Raw genomic sequence first — 16,940 nt, 5'->3', positions numbered from 1 at the left:
ACAATTGTTGTATCAAGTGGTTGATTTGCAGCTAATTTGCTTTCAGGGCACTTGATAGTAGTCTGTCAAAGTGCCGGAAGGAGGTACTTTTATTAATAAGCGATATTTGTTGTTGCGCCAGATTGAACTGTTTCTCAAAACGTGCCTGTGGATACATTTTACTAAGCAATTTATACCCGATAAGCATCAATAGTTTGAAGTCCATTTTCTGGGATACTTCGATGGCGGTTTCTGCTGTGCGGATAGCCCTGTTCAACTCATTCTCATGATAATAGATTTCTGAGGTAATCAGTTTTTGCAGTACTTCTATATGACGGCCATTGGTGAAATTAAAAGAGTAGGTACGTATTAGCTTATCTGTATGCCGGCAGATTTTGCCTGCCAGTGTTAGGTTGTTAAGACCTAAATGCCCAAAGGCCTGCCAGCATAATAATGACAATCTTAACGGATTTGTGCGCTGATGAATCAGCGACGGATAACATTCAAATATTCGTTTAGTATAGTTAAGCATGTGAGTATAATCTGCCAGCATGGCAAAAGCAAGGCCGCTTAGCCGGAATACCATTTCCTGTGCAACCGAGGGTGCATGACGGGTACTTCCGGTCAGGTAGCGCGGATAATTGTATATTTTGTCTTTTATACTTTCATTGATGATCCCAAACTTGAGGTATTCATATAGGAACAGGTATAGGTCATAAGGAGATACCCATACTTCCTCATCAATTGTATCGCGTGGAATCAGTTTCTTAATACTGTTCAGTTCAATCTCGCAGTGTTCCGCATCGAGCTGCAGCAGAGACATGGTAAAGAGTATACTACGGATCTTCATCTTGTCTTCTGGTACCTCTGACAGGTCAAGCAAGGCGCTCAATACCCTTTTCTTTCCGAAATGGAGGAAGTTATCATTGATAATACGGCTGAGCGGATTTTTGCGGAAATATCCTTGTGGGAATACAGCACTTAGCTGCATCTGCTTTTCGCCTTCGTGCTGGTAATGAACGGCCAGGTATTCAAGCAGGTAGGACTTTTCCATGGTGCTCAGCGGCAGGTAGAAAATCTTATGTATACCTTCCAGTTGTTCATTATTGATGGCATATCTGACCAGCCATTTAAATACGCCTACTCTGTATGACGAGGCGGGCAACTGAAGCGTGATCTTTTCAAGCATACTGTCTGAAATAGTATCATTAGCATGTTTGATATAGTGCATGGCCGCAAAATACTCTAGGAGAAACTGATGAGCGAACCGTACTTTAACCAGGAACATTACCTCCTGACTAAGGTTTTCTTCTACCAATATATTATCCGCCAATAGTTCTTTATAGGCCGGAAACAGATCAGCGTTTTTATTAAGCAGCAGGTTTTTATCGGTGTATTGTCCTGACTTACCGAGGTCGAGCAGCCATAATAGCTTCTCGATTATTCTCACCTTAAAAGTATTGGTTGGCGAGTTAAATACCTTAATCTGGACAAACTTGGAAATCATCTCAAATAGACTAAGATGCTCATTGATGAATGTTTGTCCGGGACCGGTATTCAGCTGGCAGAATAGCTGCAGGTAATAAGGGTAGCGTAGCTTCTGAAGGAAGCTTTCGCTGAACGTCCGTACTGTTGCAGGATCGATACGGTGATTATATAATACCGACTTTACCTCCTGTTCGGTTAGGTAAGGAAGATTGATACTGGTTTCTTCATCCATTTCAGGCCCCAGGTACCAGTATCTCCGGAAGGCCGGGTATTGTAGGGAATGTTGGAATATGTCGGACCAGGTACTGCTGCGGATGGACAAGATAACTTTCACCCATGGGAAGAGATCGTTGGAATAAACAAACTCTTCTAGTTTAGTATAAAGCAGTTTCAGCTTATCACCTGCAACGGTGATCTCATCAAATCCGTCGATGATCAGGATAAGTCTGCCTCTGATCTTATCGAAGTGGTTGGCGAAGTATTCACGGAAGTTTTCTCCTGCACCCAGGTTTAGTTGATTATCCAGCCATGTAGCCAGAGAGAAGCCCCTTAGTAAGAGACTGCCTGCAGCATGTGCATGAATGAACCAGCATATATCTTTTTTATACTTTGCGTCTTTACTAAACCAGAAATGCTCTGCCATATGTACCAGCGTCACTGATTTACCCCAACCTGATGGAGCAATCAGCGCTGTAGCTGCATAATCGCTCTCCAAGAAGCGTTCAATATGAGCAAAGCAGGAAGGTCTGGGAACGGTCAGCGCAAAGGGAACGCCTGATCTGTTTTTAAGTGTGAGGATGGTATAATGAGACACGGTGACCGCTTTATTTTTCAGATCGAGCCATTTGCTGTCATTGAGTTCATTACCATCTGTCTGTATATAGTGTTGGGCCTGGAAGTCATCCCAGTCCTTATAATTACAATATTGAGCTAAGGTATTCAGTGTGTAACGTGAAAAGCTGTGCTTGGTCGTCGCGAAGCCAAATACCCTTTTAAGGGTTGTCTCACTAACGGCTTTAGTAGTTTCATCCCTGATAAGATCTGAAAGCCGCTTGCAATCACTTGGTGTGATTGTCTCAGCGCCGAACTTTCTGGATACTTCATTCTGCAATGTTATGATAAAGTCATAGGAGAGATCTATCATATGGGGACAAGAAAAATGGATTTTGAGTAAATGGATTTCGGTTCTCAAAAGTAAACATACGTATCCATTTTCAGTTCAGTTTTATTTGAATAAAAAATGGATGAAATGAACAGAATAAATTAGAATGAACAACATGTACGATTTGCTGATTTACAAACAACTAATTGAATATTAGGTATTTTTGGCACAGTTTGCTGCTCGATTAAGGTGTATATATCGAATGGGCATCTTCCTCTATATAATTAGCAGTGCTTACGGTAAAGTGCGTTTGAATAGGTAGGACTACCGGTATAAAAATTATGAGTAGTCATGCCCGCTACTCATAATCCACCAATTATAGCTATTACTGTGGTTCAGATGGCTACCTAAATAATAAGTAATTCTACGTTCAAAACAGCGAGTTGAACAAAATGACCAGGGCTAATTCGTCGAATGAATGAAATGAACGGATGATCCAATAGTGAATAAAAAGAACTCCTTAGAAATCACCTGCCCACCATACATTCGCTACGTTGTCTCAACATTTTTTTAACAAACAATTGCGTAAGGACGACCTACGCGTTCAGTGCATCCTGAAGATCAGCCTTGTAGATCCCCCTTATCCTTATCCTAAGCTTCATAGCCTGCCTATAAGAGTACAAACCAGTATCCTGGGTTCAATTACTGTATTACAAACTGTGAAAAACATACACGCTTTATAACCCGAACCAATTGATTGCTATGTATCTGAAAGCTACTCCTAAAGGCCCGTTAAGAGCTTTTATTCTTATTTTCTTTTGTCTGGTCTGGCTGGTTGGGTTACCGGTGGGCAAGGCTTCCTTCAGGAAGCTCCCTGTAACCAAGTCAATTGTGACAAACACATCTACTGCCTGGCTGGACAATTACCTGTATTACCATCCCTATGCACCTCTACGTCCGAACGCCTGGCGTGCTGTCAGCGCCGCTGCCGATGGCCCCTTATGGAGCTACGCTGCCAGTCAGTCGTTTGTTACATTTGGTGTAGCCTGTGCATTATGCCGTGTCGATAACGGCGCTAATGCTATTGATGCCAATCCTAACACAGCGGCCACATTAGTACTGCCTGCAGGTGCACTTGGTGGCGTCGGACTAAAGTTGAAATTTTCAGGAACTTATCAAGCAGGAGATCAGGTAGCTTTAGATCTGGAAATCCCTGATCAGATCTATTCTCAGCAATTACTGGCCGCGCTGTCCGTATCCTCTTTTAACGGTGGTATCTCTAATAACGACGCAACACCCCTTAATAGCTCGCAGATCCGTCTCGATCTATTAGGGTTGGGTCTGGGTTCAACACCAAAATTCCGCGTAACTGCAACTATTGCTCGCGCTTTTGACGAAGTGCAGATCAGTTTCTCAGCGCTTGTTACTACATTCTCTACATTACGCGTGTACGAGGCTGCAGCGTTTATACCAGTTACTATCAGCCCGGCCACACCCGCTATCCCCATTGGTGGAACTGTTACCTTCTCTCCTTCTATCAGGATTCCGGGGGCTACCTATCAATGGTATACTACTCCTGAAGGAGGCACACCTGTTTTTAGCGGTGCCGGTTTTACCACTCCTGCCTTAAAACGTACTACAACTTATTATGTATCAGCTACCAATCCTTTAGATGGACTGGTAAGTCCAGTGCGTACGCCTGTGACTGTACGTGTAAATGGTGGTACCGGGCCGATCTGGTCCTATGCAGACCAGCAGGTAAGTCCTGTTACCGGCGGTATCGCATGTGCCTTGTGTTATGTGGATAATCCGGCGGCCGCTGTTGATGCAGATACGACTACGGCTTCTATGTTACAACTGCCGGTAGGTGCAATAACGTCTGTCGGACAACTTCTCAGATTTCCAGGTGACTATAAAGCTGGTGACAGAATTGTCCTGGATCTTGAAATTCCAGGTCAGTTATTGTCTGCCGGTGCACTATCAGCTATTCAATTTCAAACGTTCAATAATAACGTTGCAAATAATGACGCGGTTAATCTCGGCATAGGAACTATACGTGTTGATGCGCTTGGCCTTGGGCTAGGTAGTACACCAAAATTCCGCGTAACAATCCCTGTCACTAAAGATTTTGATGCGGCCCAGGTAAGTCTTACTACTGCATTTACCGCCTTCGGGTCCCTTCGTATTTATGAGGCAGCTGCTGTTATTCCAGTAAATATTACACCTGCTGCTCCGCTGATTACTGCCGGTAGTAGTGTGACACTTGCGGCAACTACGGATGCACGGGTATCGGCTCCCGTATACAGATGGTATACAAGTCCTACAGACGGTACACCTGTTGCAACAGGAAATAGCTTCCCTACCCCCCTGCTAAATCGTACTACGACATATTATGTTGAAGCATTTAGCGCTGCAGATAACCTAAGCAGCTATGTACGTACACCTGTGACAGTAAAAGTAGCGGGTGGTCCTGGTACTATCTGGAGTTATGGCCAGGAGCAGGAAAGTCCGTTTACGACGGGTGTTGCCTGCGCGGCATGTACTGTAGGTACACCGGCAGCAGCTGCGGATGGCGATACAGCCACAGCCTCTACCCTCACTGTGCCCTTAGGTATTGCAGCCAGTGTAGGACAACTGGTGAAATTGCCGGGTGTATACCAGGCTGGAGACAGCATTGTACTGTTCCTGGAAGCGCCTACCGAAAATCTTGCTGCAGTTGTACTACCCAGAGTAAACGTAACTACTTTCAACAACAGCATTGCTGGTCCGGCCGTATCAAATAATGACCAGATCCGGCTGGATGCCGCTACTGTAAAGTTGCAGGTGTTGGGAATAGGACTGAATAATGCCAGGAAGTTCCGCGTAACTATTCCCGCAACTAAAACCTTTGACGGTGTACGGGTAGATTTCGGTGGACTTGTAGGCGTATCCGGTGCACTGAAACTATACGAGGTAGCTGCCATGATTCCTGTAGCAGTTTTGCCCAGTCCTGCCAGAACACCATATAATACCGGAGTCACGCTAACTCCTTCTATCCGTACCAATAATCCAGTTTTTACCTGGTATACTGCTCCAACAGGCGGCTCACCGGTATTTACAGGTTCAGGAGCATTTACAACGCCTGCATTGATCCGTAATACGACCTACTATGTTGAGGCTAAGGATCCTGCCGGTACTAATAGTCTGGTAAGAACTGCGGTACCTGTTACCATTGGTGGTGGTACAGGCCCGCTATGGACATATGGAACCAGTCAGAATGGTCCTATTACGGGTGGTATAGCCTGCGCATTGTGCACGATTACAGATCCTGCATTTGCTGCCGATGGGGATTCTACTACCGCTTCCAGGCTTGTGCTTCCATTAGGGGTAGCATCAACCCTCGGGCAAAAAATCAACTTCCCTGGTAATTACCGTAGTGGAGATAGCATTATTCTGATACTGGGAAGCAAAGCTGATTTCCTTGCAGATGCATCAGTACTGGGTAGTATAAGAGTGACAACTTCTTTAAATAATGTCAGCAATAATGATCCGCAGACATTAAATAACCCACTATTAAGGGTGAATTTATTACAGACTCAGGCAGAAATTAATAAGTTCCGTGTCGCCATACCGGTGTCTCGTAATTTTGACGCTGCGCAAGTTGATATTAGTAGTCTGCTGGCATTAGATAACACCTTATATATATACGAGGCAATTGCCATGACGCCTGTAGTAGTAACACCGGCTCCGGCTACCATTACCGTCGGACAAACTGCTACGCTCAACGCCACGCTGCCTTCAGTACCAGGTGTTATCTTTAACTGGTATGAGACGCTGGAAGGAGGGTCTCCCGTTCATACTGGTAATAGTCTAACAACGCCTCCATTGTTTCAGGATAAGACTTATTATGTTGAAGCAGTTTCTCCAACTGATGGATTGATCAGTATTCGTAGGACGGCTGTAGAAGTAGATGTAAATGGTGCTACCGGCAATGGACCTTTAAGCTGTAGTGGAGCTAAGACGCAGAACAGCGGAACAGGTGGTCTGGCCTGTTTGCTGTGCGGTACAACTGACCCGACCTTTGCAACAGATGATGATCCGCTTACAGCTTCCACTATACGTTTAGGCGTGGGAGCGCTGGGTTATGCTTATCAGGATCTGGTATTTGCTGCAAAAGGCAAAGCTGGAGACTCTATACGTCTGGGGCTGGGTACTACTACTGGCTTGCTGGATCTGGGGTTGATCAGCGGTATCGGTATTGGTCTTGGTAACGGTGCACGTCCAGCTGATGCTGAAATGGCAGGTATTAACAGTTCCCTGCTAACACTGCGTTTACTTAATGGTGTTCAGCAGACGGCTTATACCTTTGTCGCCAATAAAGAATTTGACAGAATAGAAATAAGGCTGAATGCGGTTGTCGGTGCACTTTCTTCACTTAATGTGTATTATGCCCAGGTGGTTACGCCTGTGGTGCAACCGGCTGTAGCTACAGCTTATGTTTGTACAGGTAGTCCGGCTACACTCAGTGCTATTGCACCAGCCGGTTATACCTATCGCTGGTACACCTCTTATACAGGAGGCACGCCTGTCGGATATGGCGCTACCTTTATCTCGCCTGCTATCACCAAAGACACTACCTATTTCGTGGAAGCTGCCGGCGCTGATAGCTGTGGCAGTGAAAGACGTACACCTGTTCAGGTAAAAACAGGCCTGCCAGGTGTGACTGTCACACCGTCATCAGCTTCTGTAGAAGAAGGTACTACACCAACATTTAATGTCGTATCTCCAAATGCAGGATACCAGTATAATTGGTATAGTGGACCAACAGGTGGTACGCCTGTATTTGTAGGTACACAGTTTACTGCTCCTCCAGTTACCGGTAATGTAACGTATTATGCGGAAGCTGTACTCCAGGGGAATACTGGTTGTCGTAGTCTGCGTACTCCGGTATCTGTTACATTGAATGGTGATGGTGGTCCGGCTGATCCAGGGGATATAGATTGCGGAGGAGCAACCAGTCAGCAAACTGCAACAAGCGGCATCTGTGTAGGATGTTATGTTGAGAAACCTGACTCCGCTGTAGACAATAGTTCAAGAACAGCCTCTGTTATCCATACAATACTGGGTGTTGGTGCCAACATACAGCAATCACTGATCTTCCCGGCACCAGGTGTGAGAGGAGACAGTGTTCGCATCAAACTTGGTTTTACAACCGGCCTGGCTGATCTGAGCGTATTATCAGGTATACAGATTTCGTCTTCCAATGCGGGTACATTGAATAACGATGAAGTAACCCTGACTCCTGGCATATTAAATCTGCAGTTATTAAACGGTAACAGAGATCTGATATATTCATTTGCACCAGGTGCTGCATTTGACCGGGTAAATATTAAACTAAATGGCCTGGCCACTGCACTTACTGCTCTCAAGGTATATTCTGCGCAGATCTTTGCGGGTACTCCGACAGTGGAACGAGATACAGTCTATATTTGTCAGGGGGCCACGGGTACATTACGCGCTACCGGACCAGGAGCTACCTTCCGCTGGTACAATCAGCCTGCTGGTGGTACTGTTTTGGGTACCGGTGCAACATTCCAGGTAAGCGACGTTACGAATGCTATTTACTATGTTGAGTCTGTTTCTTCCTCCGGCTGTGTGAATCCAGCTAGAAAGCCGGTATATGTCATTGTGGGCTTACCACAACCTGTTGTTACACCAGCAGTTAGGACTATCAATGCAGGTCAGACAGTTACTTTTGCTGTAGCCAGTCCTAATCCTGCTTATCAGTACAACTGGTATGATGCCCCTGCCGGTGGCAATGTGGTGCAGAGTAACGCTCCTACTTTCACTACTCCTGCGCTTTCTGCGGCGGCGGTATACTATGTCGAGGTACGTGATCCTGCAAATAATTGTACCAGCCCTGTCCGTACAAGAGTACAGGTAGACATAAATCTACCGACAGAACCGACACCATGTAGCTACGCCAAGCAGCAGGTAAGTCCTGTAATATCTGGTGTATGTCTCTTGTGTGCAGTGTCTGATCCGGGACTGGCAGTGGACGAAAACTCTAATTCAGCATCTACAATTACGGCCACAGTAAATGCGCTGGGCTATGTTGGCCAGCTATTGCGTTTTGAAAATACATACCCTGCCGGCGATAGTGTTACGCTGGATCTGGAAATACCTGGCCAGCTGGCAGATGCTGCCCTGTTGGGAGGTATCAGACTGGAGACATACAATGGAAGTACGCCAAACGCAGATGCCGTTTTCCTGAATAATACCCTTGTACATCTTACCTTACTGAATACGGGTAATAAGTTCCGGGTAACAATACCTGTATCCAAGGCCTTCAATGGTGTAATGGTCAGCATTAACGGCGTGCTGGCAGCGCTGACAAGTGTTAAGGTGTACTTTGCAGCAGTTGTGACTCCTCGTCCGCAGGCAACTGTTGCTAATGTAGACGTCTGCAGTGGCAATACGGCTACTCTCAATGCCTCCACCGCTAATGGAGCTGATCTGGCATGGTATACCGTGGCTGTTGGTGGTACGCCGGTACAGATTGGTGCAAGCTATACTACCGGTCCGCTTACAGCTTCAGCCACTTATTATGTGGAAGCAGGCCGGTTTGGTTGTGCGAATCCAACCAGGATACCTGTAAGGGTTAATGTAGGCGCTACGCCTGCAGTTCCTGTAGCTGCCGGAAGAGCAATATGTACAGGTAGCCCTGCTACTCTGCTGGCTACAGCACCGGCTGGCGCTACCTTCCGCTGGTATACCGCTCCTACAGGTGGTACCTTACTGGCTTCAACTGCCAGCTATACAACCAATGCACTGACAGCAGATACCGCATTCTATGTAGAGTCAGATAATAACGGTTGCAGAAGTACAACAAGAACCCGGGTTCCTGTTACGGTTAGTCCTGCGCCAGGCACACTGACAGTAACGCCACTGACAACTACTGTAAGCAGTGGTCAGGGCGCTATCTTTACTGCATATGCATCTGGTACCAACATAACCTACAAGTGGTACAATGCCGCTGGTGATTCTATATTCACAGGCGCTGTATTTAATACAGGTCCGCTTACAGCTACTACCAGCTTCTCCGCTGAGGCAGTAACAGCAGGCGGTTGTAAAAACGGCCCGCGTGTTATTGTAACCGCTACCGTAGTTCCCGGTAATAATGACATTCCTTGTGACGCTGCTAACAGTCAGCAAAACACTGCTAATGGTATCTGCGTTGGATGTTATGTGGAAAATCCAGCTCTTGCAGTAGATAATAGTACCTCAACCAGGTCCACATTACGTGTAGCATTGGGTCTGCTGAACGGATATGTACAACAGTCGCTTGTGTTTCCACAGATCAGTGAACTTAATGACAGTACTGTTATTGCGCTGTCTTTTGATGGTTCGCTGGCAGATGTAGGACTATTATCTACAATTGAAATAGGCTCATTTAACGGTGCAGCTTCTAATAATGACTTTGTTGCTCTTAATAATCCGCTGGTGAAAGTATCTCTGCTGAGCGGTAATCAACAGGCGCTTGTAGGCTTCAAACCTAAAGCCCTCTTCGACAGGATTGTAGTACGTCTCAATTCTGGTGTTGCAACAGCCCTGAGCGCAGTCAATATACATTTTGCCAGCCGTGTGGTAGGTCTGCCTGTGGTTAAGGGAGATACTATCTGCGCAGGCAACCGTGCATCGCTTACTGCTGCCGGACCGGCCAATGTCTCTTTCCGCTGGTATACAACTGCCACGGGCGGATCGTCCATATTCACAGGTACAAGCTATCAGACGCCTGCGCTGACGGCCAACACTACTTATTATGTGGAAGCAGTGAAGACAAGTCTGAACTGTCCGAACCTGCAGCGTGTACCTGTTACTGCCATCGTTGATCCAGTACCAGATGTTCCTGTACTGGATACAACTGCACTGACCATCTGCAGTGGCAGTACAGCTACCTTCAATGTAACTCCGGTTGCAGGTATTACCTACCGCTGGTATACCTCGCTGACAGGAGGTACTGCATTCTTTACGGGTACTTCATATACAAGTCCGGCATTAAACGCAACAACTGTTTACTACATAGAAGCAGCCAATGCAACCGGATGTGCGAATACAACACGTACAAGAGTTACAGCTAATGTAATCACTCAGCCGGTAGTGCCGGTGGTAACACCAACCAGTGCAACTATTTGTGCTAATAACAGTACCCAGCTGGTAGCAACATCTACCACACCTGGCGTAACCTTCCGCTGGTATGCAGCCGCTACAGGTGGTACGCCGGTATTTGAAGGCGCTTCTTTCCAAACGCCGGTACTGACAGCAACAACTACTTATTATGTAGAGGCTGTGACAGGCACATGTGCAAGTGCTGGCAGAACAGCAGCTACTGTAACAGTTAATACAGTACCAGCCGCCCCTACTGTTACTACAGTACCTGCAAATGGCCAGGTAATATCCGGTCAGACAGCTACATTAACTGCCAACTCTGTAACACCAGGTGTGAACTACGCTTGGTATACGGTAGCTACAGGCGGTAGTTCTGTTGCCACAGGTGTAACATTCATTACTCCGGCACTGACAAGCAATATTACCTACTACGTTGAAGCAGTTGCAGGAGCCGGCAGCTGTCCAAGTCAGCGTACAGCAGTACCGCTGACAGTCACTGTAGCGCCAAATACGGTGTGCGACTTTGCAAATGCACAGACCAATAGTACAACTGCTGTATGTGTACTTTGCTCAGTACAGGATGCTGCTAATACAACAGATGCAGATATTAATAACTTCTCTATACTGTCAGTACCGCTTGCGGCAGGAAGTGGTAGCGTACAGCAAAGTCTGATCTTCCCTGATGCAGCAGCTGCCGGGGATAGCGTTCGCATTGTGATGGAACTGCCAGCGCAGGTAGTAGACGCTAGTTTGCTCAGTTCACTGGAGATATCCAGCTTCAATGGCGCTACCGCAAATAGCGATGCAGTATTGCTCAATAGTAATACAGTAAGCGTACGCTTACTAACTGGTACCAGCAAATTTACCGTAGCTTTTGCTCCGGGTGCTATTTATGACAGAGTACAGATACGTTTAAGAGGCGGTATTGTCTCAGCGCTGGTAAGAGCAAATGTTTACTACGCTACGAGACAGGTGTCGGCACCATCAGTGGCGGTAAGAAATCTAACTATTTGTAGCGGTAATACAGCTACGCTGTCGGCAACCGGTAGCGCTGTATCCACACTGGAATGGTATAGTGCGCCAGTAGGAGGTCAGAAGCTTGGTGAAGGTACTAGCTTTACCACCCCTCAGCTGACAGCTACTACAACATATTATGTACAGAGTAAACGTACTGCCAATAATTGCGCTAATCCGAACAGGGTATCAGTAACAGTAAGTGTAGTGCCGGCACTCGTCGCGCCAGCTGTAACTAATGCAACTATTTGTGCAGGTCAGCAGGCTACACTGACAGCTAACGTGACCGGACAGAATATCCAGACCCGCTGGTACAATGCTCCTACGGGTGGTACTCTCCTCTTTACAGGTACTACTTATGTTACGAATGCATTGAATGCAGATACTGCATTTTATATAGAAACCGGTAATGGATCATGTACCCTTGCTTCAAGAGTCAGGGCAACGGTAAGTGTTGGCGCAGGAGCTCCTGTACCGGTACTGGAAACGCCCAATGTGGATATCTGCGCAGGAGGAACTGCTTCTTTCAGAGTAACAACTCCGGCAGCAGGCGTTACCTATAGATGGTTCACGGCCCTGACGGGTGGTACACAGGTTGCTACTGGACCAACCTTTACTACGCCGGCTATTTCCACAACCACTGTTTACTATGTAGAAGCAATAAATGACGCGTCCCAATGTGGTAGTGCTGGTACAAGAGTAGCAGCGACAGCCAGCGTTGCGCTTAATCCAGGTGCACCAGCAGTACAGAGTGCAAGTATATCTGTATGTGCCGGTCAGGATGCAACTCTTGCAGTACTTAACCCACAGGCAGGCTTAACTTATCAGTGGTATGATGCGGCTACTGGTGGCACACTGGTACAATCAGGTCCCACATTCGTAATAAGGGCAGCTAATGCAAGTGCAGATTACTACGTGCAGGCAGTAAATAGTAATGGCTGTATCAGTACGGGCGTTCGTACAAGAGCAAGTGTTGTAGTTACACCTGCTCCTGGTACTCCTGCGGTTGTATCAAACGTAGTAAATGTGTGTCGTGGTAATACAGCTGTGCTGGCGGTACAGACAAGCGGCAACTTTACTTATCGCTGGTATACTACGCCAACAGGCGGAACAGCAGTCGGTACAGGTCCAAGCTTTACCACACCTGAGCTTACTGTAAATACAGATTTCTATGTCGAAGCTACCGGCGGCAACTGCAGCAGTGCAGTAAGAGCAAGGGTCAGCGTACTGGTAAGTGATCCGGCTCCAACGCCAACACTTGAAGCAGCCAATGTTAATGTATGTACAGGTGCTGCTGCCGTACTCCGGGTAACATCTCAGAATACGGGAATTACCTATAACTGGTATACTGCGGCAACTGGTGGTACGCCGGTATTTACAGGCTCTGAGTATACAACTCCGCAGCTGACGGCTACCGCTGTTTACTATGTAGAAGCAGTCAATGCAGCTTCCGGTTGTGGCGGCAGCGGTACAAGAGTAGCAGCTACTGTAACCGTGGTACCAAGACCAGGTGCTCCAGTGTTAGTTAGCAATAGTGTAGAAGTATGTGCAGGTCAGAATACAGTTCTGTTCATTCAGAATCCGCAGGATGATATTTCCTACCAGTGGTATGATGCTCCTACTGGCGGTACGCTGGTATTCACAGGACCTGCGTTTGTTGTCAATGGTGTTACAAGCAATGTTACATACTATGTGCAGGCAGTTAATTCAAATGGCTGTGCTAATGCAGGTGCAAGGGTTGGGGTGACTGTAAATGTTACTACTGCTCCGGCTGTACCTGTTACTGCTGCGAATGTTACGGCCTGTCCTGGCACAACGGTTAATCTTTCTGTACAGAATCCGAATCCTGCGCTGACATATAACTGGTATACTACAGCTACTGGTGGTACGCTTGCAGGTACCGGCAGTACATTTACCACTCCGGTAGTCAATGCAGCAACTACTTACTATGTCGAAGCTACAAATGATAACTGTACTAGCGCAACAAGGGCTGCGGTAAGTATAACATTATCGACAGCTGCACCAGTTCCGACGCTTGAATCCAATAATGTAACCACCTGTACAGGAGGTACTGCAAGACTGCGTGTTATCTCTACTACAACTGGTGTGATCTATAACTGGTATACAACTGCAACAGGCGGTACTTCAGTATTTACCGGCCCTGAGTTTGTAACGCCAAATCTTAATGCAAGCACTACTTACTACGTGGAAGCTGTAAGTAACAATAGTCAATGCGCCGGCACCAGTACAAGGGTGGCTGCTACTGTAACGGTAGGACAGTCTCCTGATGTACCTGTACTTGCTGCTGGTAGTGTAAGGATCTGTGCTGGTGAGGATGCAACATTTACCGTGCAGAATCCACAGTCTGGTATAGACTATCAGTGGTTTGACGCTGCCAATGGAGGTATGCTTGTCTTTACAGGTCCGTCATTCACAGCGACAGCTGTTACTGCAAATACAACCTACTATGTGCAGGCTGCTACTGGAACCACCTGTGTAAGCACCTCCCGTGCTACGGCGAATATAGTAGTTGATGCAGCTGCTCCAACTCCTGATGTGACTGCAACTAATGTAGTAACCTGTACAGGTGGTACTGCAACATTCAATGTACTGAATCCGGATGCGGCACTAACCTATCGCTGGTATGATGCTCCTGCTAATGGTACACTGCTGGCGACAGGTCCGGAGTATACTACGGCTGCGCTGAACAGCAATACTACCTACTATGTGGAAGCATTGAATGGCTCGGGTTGTATCAGTCAGGCCAGAAAAGGAGTAACTGTGACAGTGGTTAATACTATCAGTGCTCCGTTGGCTAATGGCGCTACTATCTGCGCAGGTACCTCCGCATTGCTTGCTATAACTAATCCACAGGCCGGCATTACTTATAGATGGTACTCAACTGCAACAGGCGGAACTGCCGGCTTTACAGGCGCAGAATTTACTACGCCGCAGCTGAATACTAATATGACCTATTATGTAGAAGCTTCTTCCGGTGGCTGTGTAAGTCAGAGCCGTACAATAGTACAGGTAACTGTGAACACTACGCCTGCATCGCCAGTAGTGGCCAATGCAACGGTAACTGCTTGTCAGGGTGAGACGGCAAGCCTGAGTATACTGAATCCGAATCCTGCGTTTACCTATCGTTGGTACACTTCTCCTACTGGTGGTACGCCGGCTGGTACTGGAAATAGCTTTACTACTCCTGCTATAACAGCAAATACTACCTACTATGTAGAAGCACTCAATGCTTCAGGCTGTGCAAGTGCTACACGTACTACAGTAAATGTAAATGTGGGTGCTTCAGCGAATAACGCTACTGTAACTGGTAATGAATCAGGTATCTGTCCTGGTGAGACGGCAACACTTACTGCTACTTCTACAACTACAGGTGCAGGTTTCCGCTGGTACACTACAGAAACAGGCGGTACGCCGGTAGCGAATACAGCTGCGTTTACTACTCCGGCACTGAATGACAATACTACCTATTATGTAGAGGTAGTAAGTGCCGGTGGTTGTACCAGCACCAGCCGAGTAGCTGTTGAAGTAAATATTCTGCAAGCGCTGGCTGCTCCGGTTGTAACTGTCGGAGAAACCCAACCTACTCAGGTAACGTTCCAATGGGCTGCTGTTCCGGGTGCATCATCATATGAGGTAACTCTGGATAACGGTACGACTTACATCCTGCCTAGCTCCGGTGCCGGAGGATTGACGCATTCTATATATAGTCTTACTCCTGGTCAGGCAGTGACCATACGTGTAAGAGCACTAGGTGATGCTGATTGTGAAACCAGCGCTTTGTCTGCCGCAGTAACTGCTACAGCAGAGAATCCGCAGGGCAACAGGATATTCGTACCGAATGTCTTCACGCCAAACGGAGATGGTTTCAATGATGTGCACTATGTATTTGGTACTACGATCGCCAATGTAGTTATCAGATATTATAACCAGTTCGGTCAACAGATCTTTGAGTCTAAAGACCAGCGTGCCGGATGGGATGGTACAATGAGTGGCCGTCAGCAACCGGTAGGTGTTTATATCTGGGTACTGCGTGCTACGCTCCAGGATGGCTCTGTTGTTAACATGAAGGGCACTGTGACTATTGTTCGCTAAAGATTTGAAAATACATAAGCCGGGATAGGAAACTATCCCGGTATTTCTCAAAACGTTAAACATCTTCCTATGAAGAATAAGAATATACACTTAGTTGTCGGGATAGTGTTGATGGCATTGCTGCCAGGTTGGGTAAAAGCCCAGGTAGATCCTCACTTCTCCCAGTATTATGCTTATCCGATGTGGTTGAATCCTGCGCTGACCGGTATTGTTGATGGCGATTACCGTGTCAGTGCAAATTATCGTAACCAATGGGTGAACATTGGGAAACCCTTTTCAACTACAGGCGTTTCATTTGATGCTGCCGCTCCTAATAACATTGGTGTGGGGATTAATGTAACAAACATGTCCGCAGGTGATGCCGGGTACAACTATCTCAATGCCATGGCAAGTGTATCCTACCGGGGTGTACGCTTTGGCGAAACGGGAACAAGTCAGTTGGTTTTTGGTATACAGGCAGGTATGATCAATCGTAAGATCGACCCTGCTAAATGGCAATTGGGTAGTCAATATGACCCTGTAATGGGATTTGATCCTTCCAAACCTAGCGGAGAGAACATTAATACTACCTCCTCTAATGTGTTTGATGCAGCGGCTGGTGTGATGTTTTTTGATGGAAATCCTAATCATCAGTTCAATCCATTTGCAGGGTTTTCTGCAGGTCATCTGACTCAACCGCAGGATCCGTTTGTGTCAGGCAGTAACAAACGTTTGCCGGTAAGGTACCTGGCGCATGGTGGTACGCGAATCAAATTGAACAATATTTTCAGCATCACACCCCATGGTTTGTATATGAGACAAGGTAATTCACATGAAGCAGTGGTAGGTCTCTACGGACAGGCCTTCCTAAATGACGAATTTGACTTCCTGCTGGGTGCAAACTACCGCATCAATGATTCGGCTATCCCTTTTGCAGGCTTCCACTTTAAGAGTTTTGTGCTCGGGCTGAGTTATGATGTCAATACCTCTAATCTAAAAAGACTGGTAAATGGTAGTAACAGCTTTGAGCTATCCTTATCCTTCATAAGCCGGAAAAAAAGAGTTTATTCTGAAGAGAATTTCTTTTGCCCGCGCTTGTAAAAACAAAAAATACACG

3 protein-coding genes are annotated in these 16,940 nt (G+C 46.6%); 2 read left to right on the top strand and 1 reads right to left on the bottom strand.

Features of this window, described 5'->3' with window-relative positions; genetic code table 11:
• Window positions 1–31: 31 nt before the first annotated feature.
• Window positions 32–2,611, bottom strand: a complete 2,580-nt coding sequence (locus K1Y79_RS16355; protein WP_220251242.1) for an NACHT domain-containing protein — start codon at window positions 2,609–2,611, stop codon at window positions 32–34.
• A 720-nt stretch (window positions 2,612–3,331) separates the two neighbouring features.
• Between K1Y79_RS16355 and K1Y79_RS16350 the strand changes: the two genes are divergently transcribed.
• Together K1Y79_RS16350 and K1Y79_RS16345 are read left to right on the top strand one after the other, a co-directional pair.
• Window positions 3,332–15,844 (top strand): gliding motility-associated C-terminal domain-containing protein, encoded by a 12,513-nt coding sequence (locus K1Y79_RS16350; protein ID WP_220251241.1) that lies wholly within the window; start codon window positions 3,332–3,334, stop codon window positions 15,842–15,844.
• Between the two features lie 69 nt (window positions 15,845–15,913).
• Window positions 15,914–16,924 (top strand): PorP/SprF family type IX secretion system membrane protein, encoded by a 1,011-nt coding sequence (locus K1Y79_RS16345; protein WP_220251240.1) that lies wholly within the window; start codon window positions 15,914–15,916, stop codon window positions 16,922–16,924.
• The last annotated feature ends 16 nt before the right edge of the window (window positions 16,925–16,940 follow it).

It is taken from the genome of Chitinophaga rhizophila, assembly GCF_019492185.1.
GTDB lineage: Bacteria > Bacteroidota > Bacteroidia > Chitinophagales > Chitinophagaceae > Chitinophaga > Chitinophaga rhizophila.
Note: the sequence above shows the minus strand (reverse complement) of the source record. Positions and strands in the feature narration are given on the sequence as shown.